The organism is Pseudomonas sp. T1.Ur (assembly GCF_023516725.1).
Taxonomy (GTDB): domain Bacteria; phylum Pseudomonadota; class Gammaproteobacteria; order Pseudomonadales; family Pseudomonadaceae; genus Aquipseudomonas; species Aquipseudomonas alvandae.
In genome coordinates this window covers 4797443-4822969 of record NZ_JAMGSN010000001.1, presented here as the reverse complement: position 1 = coordinate 4822969, position 25527 = coordinate 4797443, and the positions used below count along the sequence as shown (strand labels likewise).

The 25527-nt window shown below is 61.4% G+C and carries 26 protein-coding genes; 12 read left to right on the top strand and 14 right to left on the bottom strand.

What is annotated here, in order from left to right; translation table 11 throughout:
* Positions 1 to 71 precede the first annotated feature (71 nt).
* A complete protein-coding gene (locus tag M8Q45_RS21365) occupies positions 72 to 365 on the bottom strand; it encodes a hypothetical protein (protein ID WP_030138039.1) in 294 nt (97 codons plus the stop codon).
* 164 nt (positions 366 to 529) lie between these two features.
* Between M8Q45_RS21365 and M8Q45_RS21360 the strand changes: the two genes are divergently transcribed.
* Genes M8Q45_RS21360 through M8Q45_RS21345 form a run of 4 tightly spaced genes read left to right on the top strand, consistent with a single transcriptional unit; the run spans position 530 to position 2791 of the window.
* The gene (locus M8Q45_RS21360; protein WP_181287298.1) at positions 530 to 838 is read left to right on the top strand and encodes a MazG-like family protein; all 309 of its coding nucleotides are present in this window, start codon (positions 530 to 532) and stop codon (positions 836 to 838) included.
* Positions 831 to 1580 carry a methyltransferase gene (locus M8Q45_RS21355; protein ID WP_249876284.1) on the top strand — a complete coding sequence of 250 codons (750 nt, stop codon included), beginning with the start codon at positions 831 to 833 and terminating at the stop codon, positions 1578 to 1580. Before M8Q45_RS21360 ends, M8Q45_RS21355 begins: the two co-directional genes overlap by 8 nt.
* A gap of 24 nt (positions 1581 to 1604) precedes the next feature.
* The gene (locus M8Q45_RS21350; protein WP_249876283.1) at positions 1605 to 2213 is read left to right on the top strand and encodes a DUF4136 domain-containing protein; all 609 of its coding nucleotides are present in this window, start codon (positions 1605 to 1607) and stop codon (positions 2211 to 2213) included.
* A 20-nt stretch (positions 2214 to 2233) separates the two neighbouring features.
* On the top strand, positions 2234 to 2791 hold the full coding sequence (locus tag M8Q45_RS21345) for a DUF4136 domain-containing protein (RefSeq protein ID WP_249876282.1): 558 nt from the start codon (positions 2234 to 2236) through the stop codon (positions 2789 to 2791).
* 118 nt (positions 2792 to 2909) lie between these two features.
* Here the strand turns inward: M8Q45_RS21345 and M8Q45_RS21340 are convergent, their stop codons facing one another.
* Positions 2910 to 3764, bottom strand: a complete 855-nt coding sequence (locus M8Q45_RS21340; protein ID WP_249876281.1) for a MaoC family dehydratase — start codon at positions 3762 to 3764, stop codon at positions 2910 to 2912.
* A 2-nt stretch (positions 3765 to 3766) separates the two neighbouring features.
* A complete protein-coding gene (locus tag M8Q45_RS21335) occupies positions 3767 to 5119 on the bottom strand; it encodes a 3-oxoacyl-ACP reductase (protein ID WP_249876280.1) in 1353 nt (450 codons plus the stop codon).
* 145 nt (positions 5120 to 5264) lie between these two features.
* Here M8Q45_RS21335 and M8Q45_RS21330 point away from each other — a divergent pair, with 145 nt between their 5' ends.
* Entirely contained in the window at positions 5265 to 6542 is a 1278-nt protein-coding gene (locus M8Q45_RS21330; protein WP_249876279.1) for an acetyl-CoA C-acetyltransferase, read from the top strand.
* On the opposite strand, the gene M8Q45_RS21325 is transcribed toward M8Q45_RS21330, so the two are convergent.
* On the bottom strand, positions 6529 to 7557 hold the full coding sequence (locus tag M8Q45_RS21325; protein ID WP_249876278.1) for a bile acid:sodium symporter family protein: 1029 nt from the start codon (positions 7555 to 7557) through the stop codon (positions 6529 to 6531). The genes M8Q45_RS21330 and M8Q45_RS21325 overlap by 14 nt on opposite strands.
* Before the next feature lie 79 nt (positions 7558 to 7636).
* Between M8Q45_RS21325 and M8Q45_RS21320 the strand changes: the two genes are divergently transcribed.
* Entirely contained in the window at positions 7637 to 8428 is a 792-nt protein-coding gene (locus M8Q45_RS21320; protein ID WP_249876277.1) for an AraC family transcriptional regulator, read from the top strand.
* Positions 8429 to 8638: 210 nt separating this feature from the next.
* Entirely contained in the window at positions 8639 to 9532 is an 894-nt protein-coding gene (locus tag M8Q45_RS21315; RefSeq protein WP_249876276.1) for a PA4780 family RIO1-like protein kinase, read from the top strand.
* Between the two features lie 412 nt (positions 9533 to 9944).
* Here the strand turns inward: M8Q45_RS21315 and cueR are convergent, their stop codons facing one another.
* The 3 genes from cueR to M8Q45_RS21300 all read right to left on the bottom strand — a co-directional run bounded on the left by cueR (position 9945) and on the right by M8Q45_RS21300 (position 13428).
* Positions 9945 to 10340 carry a Cu(I)-responsive transcriptional regulator gene (gene cueR / locus M8Q45_RS21310; protein WP_249876275.1) on the bottom strand — a complete coding sequence of 132 codons (396 nt, stop codon included), beginning with the start codon at positions 10338 to 10340 and terminating at the stop codon, positions 9945 to 9947.
* Complete coding sequence (locus tag M8Q45_RS21305) at positions 10337 to 12730, bottom strand: heavy metal translocating P-type ATPase (protein ID WP_249876274.1); 2394 nt, start codon at positions 12728 to 12730, stop codon at positions 10337 to 10339. Before M8Q45_RS21305 ends, cueR begins: the two co-directional genes overlap by 4 nt.
* 314 nt (positions 12731 to 13044) lie before the next feature.
* Positions 13045 to 13428, bottom strand: coding sequence for a hypothetical protein (locus tag M8Q45_RS21300; protein WP_030138052.1), 384 nt, complete (start codon positions 13426 to 13428; stop codon positions 13045 to 13047).
* Positions 13429 to 13575: 147 nt separating this feature from the next.
* Between M8Q45_RS21300 and M8Q45_RS21295 the strand changes: the two genes are divergently transcribed.
* Both M8Q45_RS21295 and M8Q45_RS21290 read left to right on the top strand, forming a co-directional pair.
* Positions 13576 to 13773 (top strand): heavy-metal-associated domain-containing protein, encoded by a 198-nt coding sequence (locus M8Q45_RS21295; protein WP_249876273.1) that lies wholly within the window; start codon positions 13576 to 13578, stop codon positions 13771 to 13773.
* Between the two features lie 95 nt (positions 13774 to 13868).
* Complete coding sequence (locus M8Q45_RS21290; protein ID WP_249876272.1) at positions 13869 to 15071, top strand: multidrug effflux MFS transporter; 1203 nt, start codon at positions 13869 to 13871, stop codon at positions 15069 to 15071.
* Between the two features lies 1 nt (position 15072).
* Here M8Q45_RS21290 and M8Q45_RS21285 read toward each other — a convergent pair whose 3' ends face one another.
* Together M8Q45_RS21285 and M8Q45_RS21280 are read right to left on the bottom strand one after the other, a co-directional pair.
* Positions 15073 to 15243: a hypothetical protein gene (locus M8Q45_RS21285; RefSeq protein WP_181287283.1), complete on the bottom strand. Its 171-nt coding sequence runs from the start codon at positions 15241 to 15243 to the stop codon at positions 15073 to 15075.
* Positions 15244 to 15399: 156 nt separating this feature from the next.
* Positions 15400 to 16413: a zinc-binding alcohol dehydrogenase family protein gene (locus tag M8Q45_RS21280; protein ID WP_249876271.1), complete on the bottom strand. Its 1014-nt coding sequence runs from the start codon at positions 16411 to 16413 to the stop codon at positions 15400 to 15402.
* Positions 16414 to 16811: 398 nt separating this feature from the next.
* Between M8Q45_RS21280 and M8Q45_RS21275 the strand changes: the two genes are divergently transcribed.
* Both M8Q45_RS21275 and M8Q45_RS21270 read left to right on the top strand, forming a co-directional pair.
* Positions 16812 to 17546: an ArsR/SmtB family transcription factor gene (locus tag M8Q45_RS21275; protein ID WP_249876270.1), complete on the top strand. Its 735-nt coding sequence runs from the start codon at positions 16812 to 16814 to the stop codon at positions 17544 to 17546.
* A gap of 86 nt (positions 17547 to 17632) precedes the next feature.
* The gene (locus M8Q45_RS21270) at positions 17633 to 19015 is read left to right on the top strand and encodes an MFS transporter (protein WP_249876269.1); all 1383 of its coding nucleotides are present in this window, start codon (positions 17633 to 17635) and stop codon (positions 19013 to 19015) included.
* Positions 19016 to 19132: 117 nt separating this feature from the next.
* Here M8Q45_RS21270 and M8Q45_RS21265 read toward each other — a convergent pair whose 3' ends face one another.
* Positions 19133 to 20086, bottom strand: coding sequence for an adenosine deaminase (locus M8Q45_RS21265; protein ID WP_249876268.1), 954 nt, complete (start codon positions 20084 to 20086; stop codon positions 19133 to 19135).
* A 199-nt stretch (positions 20087 to 20285) separates the two neighbouring features.
* Here M8Q45_RS21265 and M8Q45_RS21260 point away from each other — a divergent pair, with 199 nt between their 5' ends.
* On the top strand, positions 20286 to 21377 hold the full coding sequence (locus M8Q45_RS21260) for a calcium:cation antiporter (protein ID WP_249876267.1): 1092 nt from the start codon (positions 20286 to 20288) through the stop codon (positions 21375 to 21377).
* Between the two features lie 118 nt (positions 21378 to 21495).
* Here M8Q45_RS21260 and M8Q45_RS21255 read toward each other — a convergent pair whose 3' ends face one another.
* From M8Q45_RS21255 to M8Q45_RS21240, 4 genes are all read right to left on the bottom strand, one after another.
* Complete coding sequence (locus tag M8Q45_RS21255; protein WP_249876266.1) at positions 21496 to 22854, bottom strand: 8-oxoguanine deaminase; 1359 nt, start codon at positions 22852 to 22854, stop codon at positions 21496 to 21498.
* A 263-nt stretch (positions 22855 to 23117) separates the two neighbouring features.
* On the bottom strand, positions 23118 to 23804 hold the full coding sequence (locus M8Q45_RS21250; protein WP_249876265.1) for an SDR family oxidoreductase: 687 nt from the start codon (positions 23802 to 23804) through the stop codon (positions 23118 to 23120).
* A gap of 429 nt (positions 23805 to 24233) precedes the next feature.
* Positions 24234 to 24824 (bottom strand): IMPACT family protein, encoded by a 591-nt coding sequence (locus tag M8Q45_RS21245; protein WP_030138062.1) that lies wholly within the window; start codon positions 24822 to 24824, stop codon positions 24234 to 24236.
* Positions 24825 to 24830: 6 nt separating this feature from the next.
* Positions 24831 to 25481 carry a TetR/AcrR family transcriptional regulator gene (locus M8Q45_RS21240; protein ID WP_249876264.1) on the bottom strand — a complete coding sequence of 217 codons (651 nt, stop codon included), beginning with the start codon at positions 25479 to 25481 and terminating at the stop codon, positions 24831 to 24833.
* Between the last annotated feature and the right edge of the window lie 46 nt (positions 25482 to 25527).

Genomic DNA, 25527 nt, shown 5'->3' with positions numbered 1-25527 from the left:
ACGATCAAGATCGCAGGCTTCGCCAGCGCCTACAGAGTCCAGCGCGAGCAATCGCCTCGCCATGCTTGTATTCAGTGAATGATCCAGCTCAACAACCACAACCCCAGCACCAGCCAGATGATGCCCATGACGATCGACGCGCGCATGAACGCGCGGATCGCCGAGTACAACAGCATCAGCCCGAGGATCAGCGCGACGATGCTGATGATCGAGGTGTCCATGCCCAGCGTGCGGGACAGCCCATCGACAAAATTGCCGCCCGCATTGGCCAAGGTGTTGAACAGGCCGCTGAGCAGGTCGACGATGAAACGGATCACCGAACCGAGCGCCTGGCCGAGCCATTCGAAAAAGCTTTCTGCCTGCATGTGTGCATCCTGATGAAGAGGAATCGAAATCGAGCCGTTGGCTCCTGATTGTAGGAGCTGCGACGGCTGCGATCGTTCGATTATGAGGCAATTCGCCGCTTCGTACCGAGACGCTTGCCTTCCCCCGTCATCCCCCCGAAGCTATGCGCATTCAGGAGAGCCCGATGAACCTTGTTGAACTGACCGAACGCCTGCATGCCATTCGTGACCGTAACGATTGGCGGCAATTCCACAGCCCGAAGAACCTCGCCATGGCCGCCAGCGTGGAGATGGCCGAGCTGGTCGAGATTTTCCAATGGTTGACCGAGGATCAATCGCGGCAGTTGTCGGCGGATAAGCTGGCCCACGCGGGTCAAGAGGTGGGCGACATCGTGTTGTACCTGTTGCTGCTGTGCAGTGAGTTGGGCCTGGACATGGACGCCGTGGTGCGAAGCAAGTTGGCCGACAGCGAGCGGCGGTTCGCCCATGAGTGACCGTCATTTCGATCAGCTCGCCACGCGTTTCGCGGAAAAAATCTACGGCGGGGCCAAGGGCGCGATCCGCCTGGCCGTGCTCCAGGCCGATTTGCTGGAAAGCCTGCCGGAGCGGCCCCTGCGCGTATTGGACATAGGCGCGGGCCTGGGCCATATGTCGCTGTGGCTGGCCGAGCGCGGTCATCAGGTCACCTTGGCCGAGCCGGCCGAACCCATGCTCGAAGGCGCCCGTCAACGCTTCGCCGAGGCCGGCCAGCACGCAACGTTCATCCAGGCGCCGTGGCAGGATCTGCTTGGCCAGCTCACCGAACCTTACGACCTGGTGCTGTGCCACGCGGTGCTCGAATGGCTGGCCGAGCCTCACGCGATCCTGCCGGTGCTGCATCAGCTCACGAAGCCGGGCGGCTGGTTGTCGCTGGCGTTCTACAACCGCGACGCGCTGGTCTATCGCAACCTGCTCAAAGGGCATTTTCGCAAGCTGCGTAAAAATGACATGGCCGGCGAGAAACAAAGCCTGACGCCGCAACAACCCCTTGATCCTCGGGAATTGGCGGCGCAACTTGAGGACCTGTGGCAGGTCGAAAGCCAAAGTGGCGTGCGGGTTTTTCACGACTACATGCCAGTGGAATTCCAAGGACGCGTGGAGCTTGCGCAGCTGTTGGAAATGGAACTGGCCCACCGTCGCCATCCGGCCTTTGCCGGTTTGGGACGTTATCTACACTGGGTCTGTCGGCCGCTCTGACCTGAAGAGCCATCGGAGAGCGAAATGAAAGGTCGTTCAGGATTATTGGCGTTATGCCTCGGGCTCGCAGCCTGCCAGGGCAGCAACCCGTACGTCGCCACGTCCAATCCGCTGCCGCCGGCACCGCCCGAAGCCGCCACGGTGTTCGATCGCAGCGCCTACCCGGCGCCGCCCCGTGATTATGGACGCTATCGCAGTTGGGCCTGGCTCAACGGCCGGCTGCCACCGGGAACCGCCTGGGCGGATTCGGCCCAGGTCGCCGAAGCGGTGAGCGAAGCCTTGGACCAGCGTGGGTTGCGTCCACTGCATGACAACCGCCCCGCTGATCTCTTCGTCACTGCCGAACTGCGCCTGGAGACTCGCATCCGCCAGGTCCGGGACGATTACGACTCGGGATACTACGGCGGCTACAACCGCTACGGACCGGGTTACGGCATGTACAACACCGTTCCGATGGTGCGGACTTACCAGGAGCAAGTGGTGGTGGTTCGAGTGGATCTGTTCGACGCCCGCAACGGCCAGCCGGTGTGGAGCGCCAGTGCCGAGACCAGTCAGCGGGGCCATCAGAGCGAGCGCACCGATGCCATTCGTGAAGCAGTGGAAAAGGCCATGTCGGCTTATCCTCCCAGTTGATCACGCAACGGAGAAAAACCATGTTCCGCCGTCTTGTTCCGTTTGCCCTTGTCCTGCTCCTCGGCGCTTGCGCCAATAACCAGGTCAACCATGACTTCGACACCAGTCGGGATTTCGCGGCCTACCGCAGTTGGAGCTGGAAAGAACCGGCCCTGCAATATCGCCCGGATGACCCGCGTATCAAGAGCGACCTGACCGAGCAGCGGATCCGCCAGGCGGTTACCGATCAGCTTGACCAGCGCGGCTTGCGCCCGGCGCAGGCGGGGGCTCGGGGCGACATGCAGGTCCAGGCCTATCTGATCGTCGAAGACCGCCAGCAGCAAGTGACGACAAACTATGGCGGCGGTTGGGGTGGCCCGTGGAATGGCTATTGGGGCGGGCCGATGTACAACGAGACCCGCAACGTCAGCTACAAGGTCGCCACGGTGCAGATCGACCTGCTCGATGGCAAGGACGGCAAGCTGGTGTGGCGTGGCAGCGACGAGCAACTGCTCAGCGATTCGCCCAACCCGGCGGAACGCAGCACGAAGGTGCGTGAGACGGTGGGGCGGATCTTGTCCAATTATCCTCCTCACTGAATGAAGGAGCCGTGTGGGAGCGAGCTTGCTCGCGATGGCGAAGGATCGGTTGCACATGTGTTGAATGTGCCGCCGTCATCGCGAGCAAGCCCGCTCCCACAGGATGGGTGCAACTCTTTCAGGCAACCGGCTGCCAACGTCCCAGCATATGCTCCAGCGCTCCAGCCCCCTCTAGTCGAAAATGCCCACTGGACCCCGCCGCACTTGCCAGCAACGTCACCTCGCTGGGCAGGCGTACCGGTTTCTTGAAGGTTACGTTGATTTCGATGTTGGCCTCGGGCAAATGGTCATCCAGCGCCGCCAGGGCCCGGGCCTTGTTCCACAGCCCGTGGGCGATGGCGGTGGGAAAACCGAACAATCGGGCGCTGGCGCCGCTCAGGTGGATCGGGTTGTAGTCGCCGGAAACCTTGGCGTATTGCCGGCCAATGTCCGCAGGCGCTGTCCAACGCGCCACTTCGGTCAGGTCGAGGGGCGACGACGGCGGCTCCTCGACGAGCGCACCATCGAGCTGGACACCCTTGCACAGCATCTGGCTCTCGGCTTCCCACAGCGGTCCCAACTGATCTTCGATACGGGTCACCAGATCGAACACCGCACCCTTGGCGTGAGGTTGCAGGTTCTCGACGTTGACGCTGGCTCGCACCTGGCTGACTCCGCCCATGGGCCGCAGCACACGGATGCGGTTGCTCAGGTGAACCAGTCCCAGCAAGGGGAACGGGAACTCCCGGGCGGTCAGCAACTGCATTTGCAGGGCGAACGCCAGGACATGGGGATAGGTCGGTGGCAGCAACCCGCTTTCGGCGAAGCCACAGACCTTGCGATACGCCGCGAGGCGTTGCGGCTGGACTTGGACCATCTGGCGCAGCCCGATGTCGGGCAAGGTCGTGCCGGTTATCTTGCGGCGTGTCGCGGCCTTGGCGTACAGCCCGGACATCGACGGTGCGGTGTTTACCTCATGCCATTGGATCGTCATGCTCACGCCCCCAGCAGGCTTTGCCCGCAGACCCGCAGCGCCTGCCCGGTCACGGCGCCCGTGCCCGGTTGCGCGAGCCAGGCCACGGCTTCGGCTACGTCCTGGGGCAAGCCGCCCTGGCCCAGCGAACTCATGCGCCGCCCGGCTTCGCGCAGGGCGAAGGGGATGTCGGCGGTCATGCGCGTTTCAATGAAGCCTGGCGCCACGGCATTGATGCTGATTCCCCGGGCCTGCAAGGTCGGGGCCCAGGCCTGCGCGAGGCCGATCAACCCGGCCTTGCTCGCGGCATAGTTGGTCTGGCCGCGATTGCCGGCGATGCCGCTGATGGAGGCCAGCAAGACGATCCGGCCGTTGTCCCGCAGGGTGCCGCTGTCGAGCAGTGCCTTGGTCAGGACTTGTGGGGCATTGAGGTTGACCGCCAGCACGGCGTCCCAGAATTCCGGGGTCATGTTCGCCAGCGTCTTGTCCCGGGTGATGCCCGCGTTGTGCACCACGATATCGACACCCTCGGCCAAGTGTTCGATCAATTGCGCAGCGGCGTCTTCGGCACAGATATCCAGCGTCACGCTGCGCCCGCTCAAGCGTGCGGCCAGCGCGTCCAGGTCGGCCTTGGCCTGTGGAACGTCCAGCAGGATCACGTCGGCGCCGTCCCGGGCGAGGGTTTCGGCAATCGAAGCGCCGATCCCGCGTGCGGCGCCGGTCACCAGCGCCTTGAGCCCGGTGAGCGGTCGCGTCCAATCCTGGACCTGGGTCTCACAGGCCTTGAGGCGAATCACCTGCCCGGAAACGTAGGCGCTCTTGGGCGACAGGAAAAACCGCAGTGCCCCCTCCAGCTGCGTTTCGGCGCCCTCACCGACGTACAGCAACTGCAGCGTGCCACCGTGGCGAAGTTCCTTGGCCAGGGAACGGCTGAAGCCTTCCAAGGCGCGTTGGGCGCTGGCGGCGAAGGGATCATCGAAGCTTTCCGGGGCACGGCCGAGGATGACGACATGGGCGCTGTGGTCGAGATTTTTTATCAGTGGCTGGAAAAATTCGCGCAACTGCTTGAGCTGGTCAACCTGTACCAGATGGCTGGCGTCGTACACCACTGCCTTGATTTTCGGGCCGTGGCCGGGGATCCACTCGGTCGCCAGCGTCGGTTCGCCGCCGTAGATGAAGATCGCATCGGTCAGGCGCTTGGCGAATGTGCCGACCTGTTCGGTCAAGGGACCGCCGCCCAGCAACAGGGCGCCCTCGATCGGTCGCAACCGCCCGGCTTGCCAGCGCTCCAGGCGCACCGGCGATGGCAAGCCCAGAGCGCCAACCAGACGCAGGCCAATGGGCGAATTGGCGAAGTCTATGTAACGGTCTGACATGGAACACACTCCAGCTGATGAGGTTCCAAGTGTGGACCATGTTTGGCAATCAGACGTTCGATCGCCCGGATAAAGCCTAAACTTGTGGCTGGGCATGTTACAGCAGGCTTATTTCGCACCTTTCGCGCATACAGGGGAGTTCTTCATGGCACAGCTACGCCGCGTTGCGATCATCGGTGGTAACCGCATTCCTTTCGCCCGCTCCAACGGGCCCTATGCCACCGCCAGCAACCAGGCGATGCTGACGGCCGCGCTTGAAGGATTGATCGAGCGCTACAACCTGCACGGTGCACATATCGGCGAAATGGCCGCTGGTGCGGTGCTCAAGTTTTCCCGGGACATGAACCTGACGCGTGAATGCGTGCTGGGCTCGCGCCTGTCGCCAAGCACGCCGGCGTATGACGTACAACAGGCCTGCGGCACGGGTCTGGAAACCGTGCTGCTGGTGGCCAATAAAATCGCCCTGGGGCAGATCGACAGCGCCATCGCCGGCGGCGTCGACACCACCTCCGACGCGCCTATCGCGGTCAATGAAGGGCTGCGCAAGATCCTGCTGCAAGCCAATCGGGCCAGGACCACCGGCGACAAGATCAAGACGTTCCTGCAACTGCGTCCTCGGCACCTGATCCCCGATCTGCCGCGCATCAACGAACCGCGCACGGGCCTGAACATGGGCCAGCACTGTGAATTGATGGCGCAGACCTGGCAGATTCCCAGGGAAGAACAGGATCAATTGGCCTTGGAAAGTCATCAGAAAATGGCCGCCTCCTACGCCGAGGGCTGGCATAACGATCTGATGACGCCGTTTCTCGGCCTGACCCGCGATAACAATCTGCGTCCGGACCTGACCCTGGAAAAGCTCGCCTCCCTCAAGCCAGCCTTCGAGAAAAGCGCCAAGGGGACGATGACGGCGGGCAACTCCACGCCGCTGACTGACGGCGCTTCGCTGGTGCTATTGGGCAGTGAAGAATGGGCCAGGGCTCGCGGGCTGCCGATCCTGGCTTACCTGCGTGACGGTGAAACCGCTGCGGTGGATTTCGTCAACGGTGCCGAAGGCCTGCTGATGGCGCCGGTCTATGCCGTGCCGCGGTTGTTGGCGCGCAACGGCCTGGCGTTGCAGGACTTCGATTATTACGAGATCCACGAGGCGTTCGCCGCCCAAGTGTTGTGCACGTTGAAGGCGTGGGAGGACCCCGGCTACTGCAAGACTCGCCTGGGCCTTGATGCCCCGCTGGGCGCCATCGACCGCAGCCGGTTGAATGTGAAAGGCAGTTCGCTGGCCGCCGGGCATCCATTTGCCGCCACCGGCGGGCGCATCGTTGCCAACCTGGCCAAATTGCTGGACGCGGCGGGGAAGGGCCGGGGGCTGGTATCCATTTGCGCCGCCGCCGGCCAAGGCGTCACGGTCATTATCGAGCGCTGACAATGGCCTCGTTTTGTCGAGCGACCTGGGCGCGCTGGCGGCTGACGTAGCGTTCGGCAAGGATCGAACAGACGATCAGTTGCAGTGGGTGGTAGATCATGATCGGCAGCAGGATCAGCCCGAGCCCGGGATTGTTGCCGAAAATCAACGCCGCCATCGGCACCCCGGCGGCCAGGGATTTCTTGCTCGCGCAGAACACCGCGGCGATTTCATCGGCGTTGCTGAACCGCAACGCACGAGCGGTACGGGTGGTCATCCAGAGAATGATCGCCAGTAACACCGCGCTGCCGAGCACGGCGCTGAACAGCATGCCATTGCCTTGTTCACGCCAGATCCCCGAAACCATCGAATTGCAGAACGCCGCGTAGACCAGCAGCAGGATGACCAGTTTGTCGATGACACTGGTGTAACGCTTGTATCGAGCAAAAAAAGCGCCCAGCCAGCGCCGCAGGAACTGCCCAAGCACCAATGGCAGCAGCAACATCAGGCACAGGTCGAGAAGGGTCGAGCCCAGGTCGATGCCACCGGCACCGCTGCCGACCACGAAGCTGACCAGCAGCGGGGTCAGGAAAATCCCCAGCACACTGGACAGGCTGGCGTTGAGAATCGCCGCCGGTACGTTGCCGCCCGCACTGCCGGTCAGGGCCACCGATGACGAAATGGTCGAGGGCAGGGCGCACAGGTAGAAGAAGCCCAGCATCAACAGCGACGGTACGTGGCTGCCCAACGACCATTCGCTGATCAGCCAGATCAACGGAAACACCCCAAAGGTAAAACCTTGCACCATCAGGTGCAGCCGCGTGTTCCTCAAGCCGTGGCGGATCTGTTCGCCGGACAGGTTGACGCCATGGAGGAAAAACACCACGAAGATGCCGATGTTCACGACCCATTCCGCATGCATCGCGCCACCCGTGGCGCCGAAGCGGGGGAAGAAATACGCCAGCAGCGTGGCGAGCAACATGCCGCACAGGAACCAGTCGGTCACCATGCGTTTGAGGTGTCTGAAAATGTGCATAGGGCACCGCAAGTTGTAAGAAGAGTCGACTTAGCCTACCGTCGCTCAACACAGTCGTCTTGCGATATAAGGCCAATCAATGCCGACTAACGGACACCTTCAGCTCGAACGACGCATTCCCGACCTGACGGAACTGCCCCGACCACTCTATGCCCGGGTCGAAAGCTTGAACGCGGGGTCGTGGACCCAGGCTCATCGTCACGATTGGGTGCAATTTTCCTACGCCATCAGCGGTGTGCTGGGCGTCCACACGGCCGAGGGCAGTTTCTTTGCGCCACCGCAACGGGGCATCTGGATTCCTGCCGATCTTGAGCACCAGGTCGTGACGTCTACCCGCGCGGAAATGCGCAGTCTTTATGTACATCGCCAGGCTTGCCAGTGGGCCGAGGCGCGCTGCCGGGTGCTGGAAGTGACGCCACTGGCGCGAGAGTTGATCAAGGTCTTCTGCCAATTTCCCGCCACCTATCCACAGGGGGACACCGAGGAGGCGCGCCTGGTCCAGGTGCTGCTGGATCAACTGGCAGCACTGCCGGAAGTGGGCTTTTCCCTTCCATTACCCCGACACGCACGCTTGCTTGCGCTGTGCAACGAGTTGATCGCACAGCCCGAAGACAACGTGACGCTACATGCCTGGGCCGCCCGCTTGGGCACTTCGGAGAAAACCGTGATGCGTCTGTTCCAGCGGGAAACCGGCCTGAGTTTTCGCGCCTGGCGCCAGCGTATGCGGCTGCTGTCTTCCCTCGGCTCACTGGAAAAGGGCGACAGCGTGACCAGCGCGGCGTTGTCCTGTGGCTATGATTCGACGTCCGCCTTTATCGCGGCATTCAAGGGCCTGTTCGGTTTCACCCCGGGCGAGTTGTTCAAGCATTGACCGGTGGCTTGCTCGCTTCGCCAAGGCCTGCCGGTTCCACGAGCAGCGTCACATCCAGTCTCGGTTATGATTTGGCTCCACTGAGCTGATCCGGCACATTGTGTGCATTCAGGGTTCATAGGTCGGACCCCCCTCCCCGTGAAGGGTGGATTGCCGTATAACGACCTGTCATTCGCGTGTTTGGTAATAAAGGACCCAGAATAAAAGCTGATGAAGACTCCAAAACGCATTGAACCCCTGATCGAAGACGGTCTGGTCGACGAGGTGCTGCGCCCACTCATGAGTGGTAAAGAAGCAGCTGTTTATGTGGTGCGCTGCGGCAACGAGCTGCGTTGCGCCAAGGTCTACAAGGAGGCGAACAAGCGAAGTTTTCGCCAGGCGGCCGAATACCAGGAAGGCCGCAAGGTCCGGAACAGCCGCCAGGCCCGCGCGATGGCGAAAGGCTCGAAATTCGGGCGCAAGGAAACCGAAGACGCCTGGCAGAACGCTGAAGTCGCTGCGCTGTTTCGGTTGGCCAGCGCGGGTGTTCGAGTGCCCAAGCCGTACGACTTCCTGGAAGGCGTGCTGCTGATGGAGCTGGTGGCCGACGAATACGGCGATGCCGCGCCGCGCCTGAACGACGTGGTTCTGGAGCCGGATCAGGCTCGTGAGTACCACGCCTATCTAATTTCCCAGATCGTCCTGATGCTGTGTACCGGCCTGGTGCATGGCGACTTGTCGGAGTTCAATGTCCTGCTGACGCCGACAGGCCCGGTCATCATCGATCTGCCGCAAGCAGTGGACGCTGCGGGTAACAACCACGCCTTCAGCATGCTGGAGCGGGACGTTGGCAACATGGCGTCCTACTTCGGTCGGTTTGCGCCGGAGCTGAAGCGCACCCGGTACGCCAAGGAAATGTGGGCGTTGTATGAAGCCGGTACCTTGCACCCGGGCAGTGTGTTGACCGGAGAGTTCGACGAGCCGGAAGAGCTGGCGGATGTTGGCGGGATCATGCGTGAAATCGAGGCCGCGCGGCTGGACGAAGAACGACGCCAAGCTGTACGCGCCGCCGACGATGCGCCGCCAGGCAAGACCGAGGAACCGCCTCCGCCTTGGATGCAATGATCGGCTGACCCAGAAACCCGGCCTTGGCCGTAATGCGGTTTACTCAAAGCACTGTGGCGAGGGCGCTTGCTCCCGCTCGGCTCTGTAGGCGCTGGCGAAGGCTCGGGCCGCGTTCGGACGATCTTTTGATCTTGATGTTTCGCTCTCGATTTAATGTAGGAGCTGGCGAAGCCTGCGATCTTTTGATCTTTGTTTCGCTCTCGATTCAATTGGCGGTGGAAAGATCGCAGCCTCGTTTCACTCGGCAGCTCCTACACAGCTCCTACACAGCTCCTACACAGTTCCTACTCAAGCTCCTACAGGCCCGGCGGGAGCACGTGCCCTCGCCACGGCTCATCGTTTTTTCAAGTGAACAGCATTAGGCCTTGGCCGGGTTTTTCATGTCCAGGCTCGTTCCCACAGGGCATGAGTGCTAGCAGCATCCCGACGCCAGCTCCTTGAGAATCGGGCAGTCGGGACGATGATCGCCTTGGCAATGTTCCACCAGGTCCTGGAGGGTATCGCGCAGTTCCGCCAGCTCGCGGATTTTCTGGTTCAGCTCGTCGACATGTTGCCGAGCGAGCGCCTTGACGTCGGCGCTGGCGCGTTCGCGGTCCTGCCAGAGCGTCAGCAATTTACTGACCTCTTCCAGTGAAAACCCCAGGTCGCGGGAGCGCTTGATGAAGGCCAGCGTGTGCAGATCGTCCGTGCCGTAGATCCGGTAGCCGCTGTCGGTGCGATGGGCCGCCCTGAGCAGACCGATGGATTCGTAATACCGGATCATCTTCGCGCTAAGGCCGCTCTGGCGGGCCGCTTGGCCGATGTTCATCGCTTGTCCTCCAAGTGCTTGGGTGTCCAGAATTTCAACAATAATGCATTGCTCACCACGCTGACGCTGGACAGCGCCATCGCTGCGCCGGCCAGTACCGGATTGAGCCAGCCGAAGGCTGCCAGCGGGATGCCGATCAGGTTGTAGACGAAGGCCCAGAACAGATTCTGGCGGATCTTGGCGTAGGTCTTGCGGCTGATGTCCAATGCCGCTGGAACCAGGCGCGGATCACCGCGCATCAGGGTGATGCCGGCGGCGTGCATCGCCACGTCCGTGCCGCCGCCCATGGCAATGCCGATGTCGGCGGCGGCCAGCGCGGGGGCGTCATTGATGCCGTCACCGACCATGGCCACCACCGCGTTCTTTTTCAATGCTTGAACAATGGCGGACTTATCAGCCGGCAACACTTGCGCGTGGACATTGGCGATCCCCAGCGCTTGCGCGACCACCTGGGCACTGCCGCGATTGTCCCCGGTGAGCAAGTGGCTTGTGATATCGCGTTGATTCAACGCTTGCACGGCGGCGCTGGCGCCGGGCTTCAGGGTATCGCCGAAGGCGAACAGGCCCAGGACCCGTGGGGCGGCACCTTGTTCGATCAGCCAGGAAAGGGTCCGACCTTCGGCCTCCCAGGCTTGCGCCGATTCCCCCAGCGAACCGGGTGTCAGGCCCAGCTCCTCCAGCAGGCGTTGATTGCCCAAGGCCAGGCGGCGTCCGTCGAGGCTGCCGGCAATGCCGCGCCCGGTCAGGGACTGGCTTTCGCTGATGGCCGGTACGGTCAGGCCACGCTCGGTGCAGGCGTCCAGCACCGCTTTGGCCAAGGGATGTTCGCTGCCGCGTTGCAAGGCGCCGGCCAAGCTCAGCAGGGTGTCTTCGTTTCCATCGAGGGCGGCCAGGTGAGCGATGCGCGGCGTGCCGGACGTCAGGGTCCCGGTCTTGTCGAAGACCACCGTGCTGACTTCATGAGCGCGTTCCAGCGCCTCGGCATCCTTGATCAGAATCCCATGGCGGGCGGCCACGCCGGTACCGGCCATGATCGCCGTCGGCGTCGCCAGGCCCAGGGCGCATGGGCAGGCAATCACCAGCACGGCGACGGCATTGATCAGCGCGGTTTCCAATGGCGCCCCATACAGCCACCAGCCGACCAATGTGGCGAGGGCCAGGACCAATACGACCGGCACGAACACCTGGCTGACTTTATCCACCAGTTTCTGGATAGGGGCCTTGGCTGCCTGGGCGTCTTCCACCAGCCGGATGATGCGCGCCAGGACCGTCTCGGCGCCCAGGGCCCGGGTGCGCACCAGCAAGCGGCCTTCACCATTGATCGCGCCACCGGTGACTTTATCGCCGGGCTGCTTGGGCACGGGCAGGCTTTCGCCGCTGATCAGCGCCTCGTCGGCATGGCTCTGCCCTTCGATCACGTCACCGTCCACCGGGAAACGTTCGCCGGGCTTGACCAGCACCAGGTCATCCAAGCGCAGGGCGCTGATGGCCACGTCCCGTTCTTCGCCAGCGATGACTTGGATTGCCCGCTCCGGCCGCAAGGCTTCGAGGGCGCGGATGGCGCTGGCGGTTTGTCGTTTGGCGCGGCTTTCCAGATATTTACCGAGCAATACCAGGGCAATCACCACGGCTGACGCTTCGAAATACAAATGCGGCATGCTGCCGGGTTGGGCAATTGCCCATTCGTAGAGGCTCAGGCCGTAACCGGCGCTGGTCCCCAGGGCCACCAGCAGGTCCATGTTCCCGGCTCCGGCGCGAACTGCTTTGAACGCCGCGACGTAAAAACGCCCGCCGAAGATGAATTGCACCGGCGTCGCCAACGCGAATTGCACCCAGGCCGGGAGCATCCAGTGAACGCCGAACGGCTGCAAGAGCATTGGCAGGACCAGCGGGATGGACAGCAGGATCGCCATCAGCAAGGCCAGCCGCTCACGGTGCAGGTGATCGGCTTGGTTTTTTGGAGCCGTCTCGGACTGCCACACGCTGGCGTCGTAACCGGCGCGCTTGACCGCATCGATGAGCGCTTGCGGATCAACCTGGCCGAGCAGTTCGAGGTGCGCCCGCTCGTTGGCGAGGTTGACGCTGACCCGGTTCACTCCGACGACTTTACCCAACGCTCGTTCGATGCGCCCGACGCAGGACGCGCAGGTCATGCCTTCGATGCTCAGTTCCAAGGTGTGGACGGGGACGCTGTAGCCGGCCTGTTCAACGGCTTGCATCAGCGCCGGCAAGCTGTCCGCCGGGGCCCGGATTCGTGCCTGTTCGGTCGCCAGGTTGACACTGACGGCGCTGGCGCCGGTGACTTTGCTCAAGGCTCGCTCGACCCGTCCGGCACAACTGGCGCAGGTCATGCCGGAGATCGGCAGATCGAAGGTGGTGGATTCGGACATGGGTCAGGCTCCCTGTAGTGGATGACCACAGGATCAACCTTGCCATGCTGGCAAGGTCAAGCGCCAATGCAAAAGTTACAGGGAGGGAGCTTGCTCGCGAAAACGGTGGGTCAGTCAATGAAGATTTTGGCTGTGATACCGCCTTCGCGAGCAAGCTCGCTCCCACAGGGTTTTGTGTTGTTGCCTGTGCCGCATGTCCGCCGCGGATCCAATGTGGGAGCGAGCCTGCTCGCGAAAGCGCTGGCACAGCTCGCAAAGCGCTTGAAGCTGCTGGCCTCTTCGCGAGCCGGCACGCTCCACATGGATTCGCAGGGTCAGTAACCGAGCCCAGCCTGCTTCAGGTACATGCCTTGTTCATTCATGGCGATGCGGTATTTCAGAATGTCGCCGGCCTTGAGCGTAATCTCCTGCGACCCGGGGGCGAGCATGCCTGGATTACAACCCGGCGCCTGGCCTGGCAACAACTTGAGTCGCAAGGAGAACCGACCCGGCGGCAGATTGAAAGACGTGCTGGCCTCTTGGAACAGCCGGGCGGTGAGTTGGTCCTGGATGTAGATGCCGATTTCGCAGGACGTCGCCACTTCCAGGCGCTCGCGGGAAATGATCAGCACGCCGTAGTCTTCTCCGGCCGCCGATGCCTGGGGGGCCATTGCTGAAAGACCGAGCATGCAAAACAGGCTGAACGCTGACCAGCGCATGGCTGAACCTCCGGTGTGAAATCTTGAATAAGTGCAGCTTGGCCGAGCGCGGCGCCGAATGCCAGCCCGGCAGTTTTTGGCAAAACTTGACCTTGCCATGATGGCAAGCTTGAGACTGTGGGCAACCCAATCCCAAGGAGTCATTTCATGCAAATTTTCAACGTTCAAGGGATGTCTTGCGGACATTGCGTCAAAGCCATCACCCAGGCGCTTCACGCCAAGGATCCTGAAGCCGAAGTTGAGATTGATCTCGGCAGCAAGACCGTCAAGGTAGACAGTGCGTTGCCGCCCGGCGCCGTGATCGCAGCAATCAGGGAGGAGGGGTACGAGGCCAGCCCGGCTTGAAGTTTTTTAATCGTTAGCGACCTATCGGAATGTTCAAGCGCGCGTGGCCCGGCTAGACTGTCGGGCTGCCGACTGACGCATGACCTGGACGCCCGATGAACCTTCGTACCATTCTGATTCTTGGCGCCTTGAGCGCTTTCGGTCCCTTGGCGATCGATTTCTATTTGCCCGCCTTCCCGGCAATGGCCATGGCCTTCGGCACCGATGAAAAACATATCCAGTTGACCTTGGCGGCCTATTTTCTAGGGCTGTCCCTCGGGCAATTGGCCTACGGGCCAGTGGCGGATCGCTTCGGACGGCGCATCCCGCTGCTGACGGGGGTCGGCTTGTTTACCGTGGCGTCCCTGGCTTGCGCCTATGCGCCGAGCCTCGAATGGCTGATCGGCGCCCGCTTCGTCCAGGCCCTGGGCGGTTGTGCCGGAATGGTGATCTCCCGGGCGGTGGTCAGCGACAAATGCGACGCAGTCGGTTCGGCCAAGGTGTTCTCGCAATTGATGTTGGTGATGGGGCTGGCGCCCATCCTCGCGCCGATGCTGGGCGGCTTGCTGGTGAACCTGTACGGATGGCAATCGATATTCGTGGGCCTGACGTTATTCAGCGCGCTGGCGGCGGCCGCGGTTGCCTTGTGGTTGCCTGAAAGCCTGCCTGACCACGTGCCCCGCCAACCGTTATCCGGCGCGTTGCGCCAATACGGGCGTCTTCTGAGGGACTCGGTCTTCCTCGGTCACGCCCTGACGGGAGGCATCGCGATCGCCGGGATGTTCGCCTACATCGCGGGTTCACCGTTCGTCTTCATCAAGCTCTACGGCGTCCCCGCCGAGCATTTCGGCTGGCTGTTCGGCACGAACGCGGCGGGCTTCATACTGGTGGCGCAAGTCAATGCCCGGCTGTTGTCCAAACGCGGCCCGGCATTCCTGCTGGCTCGTGCGGTATGGGTGTATTGGCTTGCCGGGCTCAGTCTGTTGGCGGTCAGCGCCTTGCAGCCGGAACGCTTGTGGCCGTTGTTGATTCCGTTGTTCATCTGCATCGCCAGCCTGGGCTGCATCATTCCCAATGCCTCGGCCTGCGCCATGAACGGGCAGGGCGCCCGGGCGGGGAGTGCTTCGGCCATGTTGGGTTGCCTGCAGTTTTCCGTCGCCGCAGGAGCCGCCGCGCTGGTGGCGGCATTGCATGACGGCACGGCGGTGCCGATGGCAATCGTCATCAGCCTGTGTGGATTATTGGTGGTGAGCGCCGCGATGCTGACCCGCCGTCTGCAAAACGCCCGGGCGCTTGCTCAGGCGGGTCGGCAGGAATGATTCATCCAGCCGCGCGCTGCTGATATTCGGGGAAATGATGCGGTGCGTGAATACGCGCTTGCAGGGTAGTGGCGAAAGCCTGGGCTTCAGCCTCGGTGCGAAAAGTCACGACGTGCTGGTCAAGGCGCACTTGCCATTGTGATTTTGCCACTTCTTTTATCAGGATCTTCATTGCTGACCTCCTCACGTAAAAGACTGCGTTGCAAAGGCCTCGAGTGTAGACCGGAATGCAAGCGCAATTGTGACAACGGTCAATTGTCGGACTGACGGCGCATATTTTTTGTGACGAGGGAGCAACTCCCTCGCCACGCTCGACAAGCCAGGCTGATCAGAACCCTTCGAGCACGATCTTGCCCTTGGCCTTTCCACTTTCAAGCAAGGCATGGGCCCGGCGCAGGTTGGCGGCATTGATGGTGCCGAAGTGCTCGCCAACCGTTGTCTTCAGCGTGCCTGCGTCGATCAGTTCGGCCACTCGATTGAGCAGTTTGTGCTGTTCAAGCATGTCAGCCGTCTCGAACAGAGAACGGGTGTACATGAACTCCCAATGCAAAGAGAGGCTCTTGCGCTTGAGCTTGGTCACGTCCAGCGACTTCGGATCATCGATCAGCGCCAGTTTGCCTTGCGGTGCCAGGGCCTCGACCAGTTGATCCAGATGCTGGTCGGTCTGGGTCAGGCTGGCCACATGGGTCACTTGGGGCTGTCCCGCTTTCTTGAGGGCCTCGCTCAGTGGCTGACTGTGGTCGATCACCAGGTCGGCACCGAGGCCGCGCACCCATTCCTGCGTCTGCGGCCGGGAGGCGGTGCCAATCACTTTCAGCCCGGTGAGCTGGCTGGCCAGTTGCGTCAGGATCGAACCCACGCCACCGGCGGCGCCGACGATCAGAAGGCTCTGGTCCTGATTGCTATGGCCTTCCTTGACTTGCAGGCGATCGAAGAGCAATTCCCAAGCGGTGATGGCGGTCAGCGGCAGCGCGGCCGCTTCGGCGAAACCGAGGGTCTTTGGCATGTGGCCCACGATGCGCTCATCCACCACATGCAATTCGCTGTTGCCGCCTGCCCGGGCAATCGAGCCTGCGTAGAACACCTTGTCACCCGCCTTGAACAAGGTGACTTCGCTGCCAACCGCCGTGACCACACCGGCCACGTCCCAGCCCAGCACCTTGGCGGCTCCTCCTTCGGGCTGCACGTTCTGGCGGACCTTGGTGTCGACGGGGTTGACCGAAATGGCTTTGACTTCCACCAGCAAATCCCGGGGGCCGGCGATGGGGGCAGGCAGGTCGATGTCCTGCAGCGATGTCGGATCGGTGATGGACAACGATTGGTAATACGCGATGGCTTTCATGGAGCGGCTCCGTGATTGAGTTCGATGGCGCCCATATTTAGCTATTAATGGCCTTGATAAAAGCGCCAAGAACAACAGGCTCTTTCAATGATTTTTTGATAATCAAGGCTGCTGTTTTCGCGCTGGGGACGGTGCCGGGTAATAGTCGCTGGCAAATAGAGATTTTTCCCTCAGGAACTATCGCCTCCAAAGGTTTCCGGAGGACAGGAAACCGTGAGCCGCACGCTTATACTAGCGGCCGCACGTATCGGTGCGGTTTCAACGGTCTTGGATCCTGCCGACTTCGCTGATACATGGCTGCGGCACAAGCGGGCATGCCGTTCGTTCGGGCGGTACTTGAGGTCCGGGGTCACTATGCCCCAGAGCGGTAGACGAATGATTCAACAGGGAGTGAATACATGGAACATGCACCTTGCATCAGCCAGATCGCCACGCTGCTGGCTGACCCCAAGCGCAGCGCAATGATGTGGGCATTAATGGACGGTACGGCACGACAGGCTGATGAGTTGGCATTGCTGGCCGGATTGTCGCCATCCTCGGCCAATGCCCATCTGGGGCGGCTATGCTCCGGTGGGCTGTTGAAGGTCGAGACCCGGGGCCGCAAACGTTTTTTCCGCCTGGCGGCCCCGGAGATCGGTGCTGCCGTCGAGGCGTTGGCGAGCGCAACCCTGGCAAGTACACCGCGTCAGGTCCCAGAGGTTTTCAAACGCGGTCTCATGCCGACCAAGGCGCCGACGGCCCCCGCCTCGCTGATGCGGGCAAGGCTTTGCGATGACCATCTGGGTGGCCTGCTAGCGGCGGACCTGTATCAGCGACTGTTGGATTCCGGTTGGATCGAGCAATGCGAGCAGCGCGTGATCGTTACCCACAAGGGCTCCAATGAGTTCGCCGGGCGTGGCTTGTTCATCCAGGCGCTGGCCCATCGCAACGCTCGCATCGCATGCGCCTGCCCCGACTGGAGTGAGCGTCGCCCGCACTTGGGGGGAGCCTTGGGGGCCGGATTGCTGCAACTTTTCATGCAATCGGGCTGGCTGAGCTTGCCTAATGATTCCAGGGCCTTGCAGGTGACGGCTCTAGGTCAGCGGGAAATTCATCGTTTCGCCAGGCAGGAAGACTTGGAAATGGCGCTCTAGAGCTGAGACAGGTCGCAATCAGCAATCGTCGCCAGTGTGGTTCGCGCACACTCGGTCCGGGGATCTATCGGATTGGGGGAAGGCATATGGACACTCACGTCTACAGCGCGGCAGAGCGCCTGGAACGGCTGCCCATCAGCGGCTATCACCGGGTCATTTTCATCATCATTGCCCTGGCATTTTTTTTTGACTCCATGGACCTGGCCATGATGACGTTCCTGCTGGGCTCGATCAAAACCGAGTTCGGCCTGAGCACCGCCCAGGCCGGGTTGCTGGCCAGTTCCAGTTTCTTCGGCATGGTGCTGGGAGCGTCGCTGTCAGGCATGCTGGCCGATCGTTTCGGCCGCAAGCCGGTGTTCCAGTGGAGCATCGTGTTGTGGGGGCTTGCCAGTTATCTCTGCTCCACCGCCCAGGACATCGAAGCGCTGATACTGTTTCGCATACTGCTGGGCATCGGCATGGGCATGGAGTTTCCGATTGCCCAATCCATGCTTTCGGAGCTGATCCCGGCAAAGCGCCGGGGGCGCTACATTGCCTTGATGGACGGCTTCTGGCCCTTGGGTTTCGTGGCCGCGGGTGTGCTGTCTTACTTCCTGCTGCCGGTGATCGGCTGGCGTGACATTTTCCTGGTGCTGGCCGTGCCAGCCGTATTTGTCCTGGTGATTCGCTTCTTCATTCCAGAGTCGCCGCGTTGGCTTGAACAGGCCGGGCGAGGCGATGAAGCGGATGCCGTGCTCCAACGGATCGAAGAGAAGGTCCGGGCCTCGTTGGGGCACAGGGACCTGCCCGAGCCCATCCGCCTGCCGAGACTGGCGACCCAACCGGGCAATTTCTTTTCCGCCCTGGCGCAGATCTGGTCTCCTCTTTATCGCCAACGCACGGTGATGATCTGGAGCGTCTGGTTCTTTGCGTTGCTTGGGTTCTATGGCTTGACGTCCTGGCTCAGTGCGTTGCTGCAGCAGTCCGGGTTCGCGGTGACGCAGTCGGTCTACTACACCGTGCTGATTTCCCTGGGCGGGATTCCCGGTTTCCTGATGGCGGCCTGGCTGGTGGAGCGCTGGGGGCGCAAGCCGGTATGCGTCATCACGTTGCTCGGCGGTGGAGGCATGGCGTTTTTGTATGGCCAGAGCGCGGTATTTGGCGGCAACGTTGGCCTGCTGGTCGGCACCGGGCTGCTGATGCAGTTTTTCCTGTTCGGCATGTGGGCAGTGCTCTACACCTATACGCCTGAGTTGTATCCCACCTCGGCGCGGGCCACGGGATCGGGCTTTGCCTCGGCGGTCGGTCGCATCGGTTCGCTGTTGGGGCCTCTGGTCACCGGGCTGGTTTTTCCCATCACCGGCCAGGGTGGCGTGTTCGCCCTGGGCGCCTTGTGCTTTGCCGTGGCGGCGGGCGTGGTCTGGCTGTTTGGAATGGAGACGCGGGGCAAGACGCTGGAGGAGTTGAGCGAAGGCGCAGTCGCTGATTGAACACGATCCCCTGTGGGAGCGAGCTTGCTCGCGATAGCGGTCCGACATTCACCATTGATGTCGACTGGTAGACCGCCATCGCGAGCAAGCTCGCTCCCACATGGGGCATCACTGGGCTTAAGGTTTTACTAGTCGCGCATCCAGGCTGTTTTGCGCCAGTCGCTTGGCTTGGTCCTGGGTCATGCCCAGATGCGTGTGCAGCGCGTGGAAGTTTTCGGTGACGTAGCCGCCGAAATAGGCCGGATCATCGGAGTTCACCGTGACCTTCACGCCGCGTTCCAGCATGTCGAGGATGTTGTGCTGCGACATGTCGTCGAACACGCGCAACTTGGTGTTGGACAGCGGGCAGACCGTCAGCGGGATCTGCTCGTCAATGATCCGTTGCATCAATCGCTCATCCTCGATGGCGCGCACGCCGTGGTCGATGCGCTGGATCTTCAGCAGGTCGAGGGCTTCCCAGATGTACTCGGGCGGACCTTCCTCGCCCGCGTGGGCGACGGTCAGGAAGCCTTCGTTGCGAGCGCGGTCGAATACCCGCTGGAACTTGCTCGGGGGGTGGCCCATTTCGGAACTGTCCAGGCCGACGGCGACGAATGCGTCGCGGAACGGCAGCGCCTGGTCGAGGGTCTTTTCGGCTTGTTCTTCGCTCAGGTGACGCAGGAAACTCAGGATCAGGCCGCTGGTGATGCCCAGTTGCTGTTCACCGTCCTTGAGCGCGGCGGCGATGCCGTTGAGCACCACTTCGAACGGAATCCCTCGATCGGTGTGGGTCTGTGGATCGAAGAACGGTTCGGTGTGGATGACGTTCTGCGCCTTGCAGCGCAGCAGGTAAGCCCAGGTCAGGTCATAAAAATCCTGGGAAGTGCGCAGCACATCGGCACCCTGGTAATACAGGTCGAGAAATTCCTGCAGATTGTTGAAGGCGTAGGCCTGGCGCAGGGTGTCCACGTCGTTCCACGGCAGGGCGATCTTGTTGCGTTCAGCCAGGGCAAACAGCAGTTCGGGCTCCAGCGAACCTTCCAGGTGCAGATGCAGTTCGGCCTTGGGCAAGGCGTTCAGCCAGTCGTACATGTTCTTTTCTCATCAGCGAATCGATGGCGGCATTCTACAGGGGCGGGCGCCGATGTCTGAGTAAAACCTGACCGGCTGATCCACTACGGCCTCGTCCCGGCAATAATCCTCGGACTACGGCTACGTCACATTCGGACGAAACGTTCCCGGTCCGTCACAGTCTAGTAGCTCATGACCCGTCCATGGTTATAGGCTCGCGATGCTCTCGTTGATCAAGCAAGAAAAACTGCTACTGCTGGCCCTGCTCGCCGCATTTGCCGCCTACCCACTTGAGCATTGGCTGCTGGGCAGCGGCCAGGTCGTTGCGCTGATGGGCGGGTTGGTGCTGATTGGTTTTATCGTCTCGGCCTCCATGCGTGTGGCCCATCACGCGGAATTACTCGCGGAAAAAGTGGGCGATCCCTACGGCACCATGATCCTGACTTTGTCGGCGGTGCTGGTGGAAGTCGTGATCCTGGCGATCATGATGAGCAACGAGGCGTCGCCGACCCTGGTACGCGACACGATTTATTCGGCGGTCATGCTCGACATCAACGGTATTCTCGGACTCGCGGCGCTGATGGGCGGGCTCAAGCATGGCGAGCAGGTTTACAACGACGATTCGGCGCGTACCTACAGTGTGATGATCCTCACCGCCATGGGAGTGTCGATGGTGGTGCCGGAGTTCATTCCGCGGGAAAGTTGGAAAACCTATTCGGCGTTTACCATCGGCGCGATGATGGTGCTCTATGCCCTGTTCCTGCGCATGCAGGTGGGCCCCCACAGTTATTTCTTCAGCTATAGCTACCCCGAAAAGCGCCGCAAGAAAGAGCCGGTGGAAGCCGAGCCGAAGCCCATCAGCCTGGCTTTTTCCATCGGTGCGCTGGTGTTTGGTGTGATCGTGATCGGTGCGCTCGCCGAGATCATGTCCAAGGCTATCGACCTGGGACTGGAGGGCTCCGGCGCCCCGCCGGTCGTCACGGCGATCCTGGTGGCGGCCATTTCCGCCGCGCCGGAAATCCTCACTGCGCTGCGGGCAGCCCTGGCCAACCGCATGCAGTCGGTGGTCAACATCGCACTGGGGGCGTCGCTGTCCACGGTGATTCTGACCGTGCCGGTGATGGAAGCGATGGCGCTTTACACCGGCCAGCCATTCCAGATGGCAATGACGCCGGTGCAGACGGTGATGATCTTCATCACCTTGATCGTCAGCGCCATCAACCTCAACGATGGCGAAACCAACGCCATCGAGGGCATGACCCACTTTGTGTTGTTTTCGACGTTTGTGATGTTGTCCTTGCTGGGGCTTTAATTGTTCATAGTCCTTGTGGGAGCGAGCTTGCTCGCGATAGCGCCGGGTCAGTCAACATCGATGTTGAATGTTAGGCCGATATCGCGAGCAAGCTCGCTCCCACAGGGTGGTGGTTTGATCAGGAGGCTGCTATCAATTCCCGCGCCGCCTGGCTGTGATCGGCGATCAACCCTTTCAGGTCAAGGCCCTCGACCTGTCCGTCAATCACTCGCCACTCGCCGGCAATCATCACTCGATCCGCCCGATCCGCGCCGCACAGCAGTAGGGCGGAGATCGGGTCATGGCTGCCGGAGAAGCGCAACTCATCGAGCTTGAACAGCGCCAGGTCGGCCTGTTTGCCCACCGCCAGTTCACCGATGTCGCTGCGTCCCAGCAGTTGCGCCGACCCTCGAGTTGCCCAGCCGAGCACCCGTTCCGGGGTGATCGCTTGGGCGCCATAGCGCAGGCGCTGGATGTACAGCGCCTGGCGGGTTTCGAGGATCAAGTTCGAAGCGTCGTTGGACGCCGAGCCGTCCACGCCCAGGCCAAGCGGTGCGCCGGCGGCCGTCAATTCAAGCGTCGGGCAAATGCCCGAGGCCAGGCGCATGTTCGAACTCGGACAGTGGCAGATGCCGGTACCGGCGGCGCCGAGGCGGCTGATTTCGTCCGCGTTGAAATGAATGCCGTGGGCCAGCCAGGTGCGAGGGCCGAGCCAACCGACACTGTCCAGGTAATCCACGGTGCGCAGGCCGAATCGTTGCAGGCAGAAATCCTCTTCATCGAGGGTTTCGGCGAGGTGTGTGTGCAGGCGCACATCGAGCTCTTCGGCGAGTTCGGCGCTGGCGCTCATGATTTCGCTCGTGACCGAAAACGGCGAACACGGCGCCAGGGCGATCTGGATTTGCGCGCCCGCACCGCGTTCATGGTATCGAGCGATCAGCCGCTGGCTGTCATCGAGAATCACCTGCCCCTGCTGCACGGTCTGCTGCGGCGGCAAGCCTCCGTCGGCCTCGCCCAGGCTCATCGAGCCGCGGGTCAACATGGCGCGCATGCCCAGCTCGCGGACGCTTTGCACTTGCACGTCGATGGCGTTTTCCATTCCTTGCGGAAACAGGTAGTGGTGGTCGGCCGCCGTGGTGCAGCCCGACAGCAGCAGTTCGGCGAGTGCCACTTTGCTGGCCAGGGCGAGTTTTTCCGGTGTGAGTCGCGCCCATACCGGGTAAAGCGTCTTCAGCCATGGGAATAGCGGCTGGTTGACCACAGGCGCCCAGGCGCGGGTCAGGGTCTGATAGAAGTGATGATGAGTGTTGATCAGCCCAGGCAGGATGACGTGCTCGCGGGCATCGAAAATCTTGTCGCACGGCCGGGCAGGTTGCTGGCCGGCTCCCAGCAGTTCGACGATCACGCCGTCCTGCAACACGAGGCCACCACGGGCATCAAGATCGTTGGCGGTAAAAATGGCGAGGGGGTTTTTCAACCAGGTACGGGTCGCAGGCATGATGGCCGGCTCCTCTGAAAATGGGTTCAGGTTAGCCAGCTCAGTGATGCCCTGTCTGCTGATCCAGGGGCGCCGTGGGAGGGCGCGGTTCGGAGTTTACTCAGGTTGCCGGACGCATTTCCAGTGCCCGATAAGAATCCATGTGTGTGCGAGCTTGCTCGCGAAAGCGGCCTGACATCGAGCATCTCTGTTGGTTGATACGGCGCCATCGCGACCAAGCTCGCTCCCACAGGATTATTGGTGTTCCGCACAGGTCGGAGGGTTTACCAGGGAATCGACTCGCCTCTGTAATTGACGAAGTGATGTCCGCCCTTGCCGGCGAAGGCATTGACCTGATCGATCAGTCCGCGGGTGCTAGTCTCCACATCGATTTGCGCATCTTCCCCGCCCATATCGGTTTTCACCCAACCCGGATGCAGCGACAGTACGGTCAATGACTGCCCGTCCAATTGGCTGACAAAACTGTTGGTCATCGAATTGAGCGCGGCTTTGCTTGCCTTGTACAGCGCCAGTTCCGGCGCGTCGGGCATGGTGACGCTGCCCAGCACGGAGCTCATGAAGGCCAGCACGCCGCTGCCTTCGCGAATTTGCCCGACGAAACGCTGAGCCAGGTTGATCGGGGCCACGGCATTGGTGAAAAACAATTGGCCGACCTCAGCCAGCGTCGCGCCGCCAGGGCTTTGGTTCGCGGGGCCCTTGACCCCTGCATTGACGAAAAGCAGATCAAAGGTTTCGCCTTTGAGCTGCTGGCTCAGGGCGATGACGGCTTGCTGGTCGTCCATGTCGAGCTTCTCGACGCGTACCGGCCCCAGCGCTTTCAAGGACTCTGCGCCCTGCGGGTTGCGCACGGTGGCGGTTACGTGCCAGCCATCACTCAGAAGCGTCTTCACCAAGCCAAGGCCCAAGCCTCGGGAGGCGCCGATGATCAATGCTTTTTTTGCCGAATTCATGAGTGCTTCCTTGAGAAGAAAAAGTCACGGATTTAATGGACAGCGTTTCTTGTGCCGTTGTTTCAACGCGTGACGCCACGCGTCGGATTGGGCCAAGCTGCCCCGTAACGCCTGGTTAAAAAATGAACAAGCGGCTGCGAGCCATGCTGCTCTTGGTGATGCTGGAGCCATGAACGGGTTATCCACAGGTTGCTCCACAGTAATTGTGTGCAAGCCTTATCGTCAGGCATAAGCCCTGTACGGCTTTCTTCTAAAGGTGATAAAGCGCCGCAACCGCTTGTTTTTGGTGTGGATTTGGACAATCTTGATTTCCCTGTACGAAAAATGAACAAACCTCTGGAAGCCGCATGACAGAAGGGTTACAGCGTGATGCGCCCAGGTTATCCACAAGCGGGTGCACAGCGCATGTGGGCAAGTCCGGGACGTACATCATGGGGTTTCGCGCTCCAGGCGTATCTGCCCGCGGCTCAAGTCGGCCAGCCGCGCCTGCAATGTTTCGATGTGTTCTTCGCCCACCGCTAATTGAAGTTCCACACCATTGGCAGTGAAGCGCTCGGCATTCACCACGCCACCGCATTCGGCTGTGCGCAGTTTTACCAGGGCCAGCTCCGCGAACCCGCAAACACACTGCAGCGATACGCGGCTGATCAATTCAACTTTCTCAGCGTTTTGCAGGCATTTGTTTGCTCCGCCGCCATAGGCCCGGGCCAACCCGCCGGTACCCAGTTGGATTCCGCCGTACCAGCGAATGACCAGCACCACGACTTGGTCGCAGGCCTGGGCCTGGATGGCTGCCAGGATCGGACGTCCGGCGGTCCCGCCCGGTTCGCCATCGTCGCTGCTGCGATACTGCTCACCCAGTTTCCATGCCCAGCAATTGTGGGTGGCATCGAGGTCGCTGTGCTGCTCGATAAAGGCCTGGGCTTCGGCAGGGCTGGTGATGGGTGCGGCGAGGGTGATGAAACGGCTTTTGCGAATCTCTTCTCGGTATTCGCAAAAACCGACGAGGGTATAAGGCATGTAATCCTAGAGGTCAGGTGTCAGGCCGCAGCCTTTGAGAATGATACGGATGAGGTTGTCACCGGCGTCGATCATGTCTTGCTTGGTCAGCTTGCTACGACCGGTCACGCGACAGATCTGGGTGGCGAAGTCAGCGTAATGTTGAGTGCTGCCCCAGAGCAGGAAAATGAGGTGCACTGGATCGACCGGGTCCATTTTGCCCGCATCGATCCAGGCCTGGAAAACAGCCGCCCGGCCCGTGAACCAGGCGCGATAGTCCTGGTTGAAATACTCGCTCAGGCATTCGCCGCCGCTGATCACTTCCATGGCGAAGATCCGTGACGCCTGGGGTTGGCGGCGCGAGAACTCCATCTTGGCGCGAATATACCGGGTCAATGCCTCTGCTGGATCGTCTTCGGCTGTCAGGGAATTGAACGTGCTGTCCCATAACTCAATGATGTTGCTCAGCACCGCCACATAGAGCCCGAGCTTGTTGGTGAAGTAGTAATGCAAGTTCGCCTTGGGCAATCCGGCCTTCAAGGCGATGGTGTTCATGCTGGTGCCCTTGAAACCGTGACGGGCGAACTCATCCTCGGCGGCCCTGAGGATGGTCTCTTCGTTCTGTTGACGAATGCGGCCGGTAGGCTTGCCACCATGGGCGGGAACTTCAAAGGTCATGGACATTTCCGGGCTGGGTCTGTGGGGCGGGCAAATGCGTTCATAG

What these genes read in the sequence shown, in the direction of transcription:
- M8Q45_RS21345 (WP_249876282.1), top strand. Translation starts at nt 2,234, where the DNA reads ATGTTCCGCCGTCTTGTTCCGTTTGCCCTTGTCCTGCTCCTCGGCGCT.
- M8Q45_RS21245 (WP_030138062.1), bottom strand. Translation starts at nt 24,824, where the DNA reads ATGCCTTATACCCTCGTCGGTTTTTGCGAATACCGAGAAGAGATTCGC.
- cueR (WP_249876275.1), bottom strand. Translation starts at nt 10,340, where the DNA reads ATGAACATCGGCCAAGCGGCCCGCCAGAGCGGCCTTAGCGCGAAGATG.
- M8Q45_RS21335 (WP_249876280.1), bottom strand. Translation starts at nt 5,119, where the DNA reads ATGTCAGACCGTTACATAGACTTCGCCAATTCGCCCATTGGCCTGCGT.
- M8Q45_RS21355 (WP_249876284.1), top strand. Translation starts at nt 831, where the DNA reads ATGAGTGACCGTCATTTCGATCAGCTCGCCACGCGTTTCGCGGAAAAA.
- M8Q45_RS21305 (WP_249876274.1), bottom strand. Translation starts at nt 12,730, where the DNA reads ATGTCCGAATCCACCACCTTCGATCTGCCGATCTCCGGCATGACCTGC.
- M8Q45_RS21350 (WP_249876283.1), top strand. Translation starts at nt 1,605, where the DNA reads ATGAAAGGTCGTTCAGGATTATTGGCGTTATGCCTCGGGCTCGCAGCC.
- M8Q45_RS21285 (WP_181287283.1), bottom strand. Translation starts at nt 15,243, where the DNA reads ATGAAGATCCTGATAAAAGAAGTGGCAAAATCACAATGGCAAGTGCGC.
- M8Q45_RS21365 (WP_030138039.1), bottom strand. Translation starts at nt 365, where the DNA reads ATGCAGGCAGAAAGCTTTTTCGAATGGCTCGGCCAGGCGCTCGGTTCG.
- M8Q45_RS21240 (WP_249876264.1), bottom strand. Translation starts at nt 25,481, where the DNA reads ATGACCTTTGAAGTTCCCGCCCATGGTGGCAAGCCTACCGGCCGCATT.
- M8Q45_RS21325 (WP_249876278.1), bottom strand. Translation starts at nt 7,557, where the DNA reads ATGCACATTTTCAGACACCTCAAACGCATGGTGACCGACTGGTTCCTG.
- M8Q45_RS21290 (WP_249876272.1), top strand. Translation starts at nt 13,869, where the DNA reads ATGAACCTTCGTACCATTCTGATTCTTGGCGCCTTGAGCGCTTTCGGT.
- M8Q45_RS21270 (WP_249876269.1), top strand. Translation starts at nt 17,633, where the DNA reads ATGGACACTCACGTCTACAGCGCGGCAGAGCGCCTGGAACGGCTGCCC.
- M8Q45_RS21260 (WP_249876267.1), top strand. Translation starts at nt 20,286, where the DNA reads ATGCTCTCGTTGATCAAGCAAGAAAAACTGCTACTGCTGGCCCTGCTC.
- M8Q45_RS21255 (WP_249876266.1), bottom strand. Translation starts at nt 22,854, where the DNA reads ATGCCTGCGACCCGTACCTGGTTGAAAAACCCCCTCGCCATTTTTACC.
- M8Q45_RS21295 (WP_249876273.1), top strand. Translation starts at nt 13,576, where the DNA reads ATGCAAATTTTCAACGTTCAAGGGATGTCTTGCGGACATTGCGTCAAA.
- M8Q45_RS21275 (WP_249876270.1), top strand. Translation starts at nt 16,812, where the DNA reads ATGGAACATGCACCTTGCATCAGCCAGATCGCCACGCTGCTGGCTGAC.
- M8Q45_RS21360 (WP_181287298.1), top strand. Translation starts at nt 530, where the DNA reads ATGAACCTTGTTGAACTGACCGAACGCCTGCATGCCATTCGTGACCGT.
- M8Q45_RS21320 (WP_249876277.1), top strand. Translation starts at nt 7,637, where the DNA reads ATGCCGACTAACGGACACCTTCAGCTCGAACGACGCATTCCCGACCTG.
- M8Q45_RS21330 (WP_249876279.1), top strand. Translation starts at nt 5,265, where the DNA reads ATGGCACAGCTACGCCGCGTTGCGATCATCGGTGGTAACCGCATTCCT.
- M8Q45_RS21300 (WP_030138052.1), bottom strand. Translation starts at nt 13,428, where the DNA reads ATGCGCTGGTCAGCGTTCAGCCTGTTTTGCATGCTCGGTCTTTCAGCA.
- M8Q45_RS21265 (WP_249876268.1), bottom strand. Translation starts at nt 20,086, where the DNA reads ATGTACGACTGGCTGAACGCCTTGCCCAAGGCCGAACTGCATCTGCAC.
- M8Q45_RS21340 (WP_249876281.1), bottom strand. Translation starts at nt 3,764, where the DNA reads ATGACGATCCAATGGCATGAGGTAAACACCGCACCGTCGATGTCCGGG.
- M8Q45_RS21315 (WP_249876276.1), top strand. Translation starts at nt 8,639, where the DNA reads ATGAAGACTCCAAAACGCATTGAACCCCTGATCGAAGACGGTCTGGTC.
- M8Q45_RS21280 (WP_249876271.1), bottom strand. Translation starts at nt 16,413, where the DNA reads ATGAAAGCCATCGCGTATTACCAATCGTTGTCCATCACCGATCCGACA.
- M8Q45_RS21250 (WP_249876265.1), bottom strand. Translation starts at nt 23,804, where the DNA reads ATGAATTCGGCAAAAAAAGCATTGATCATCGGCGCCTCCCGAGGCTTG.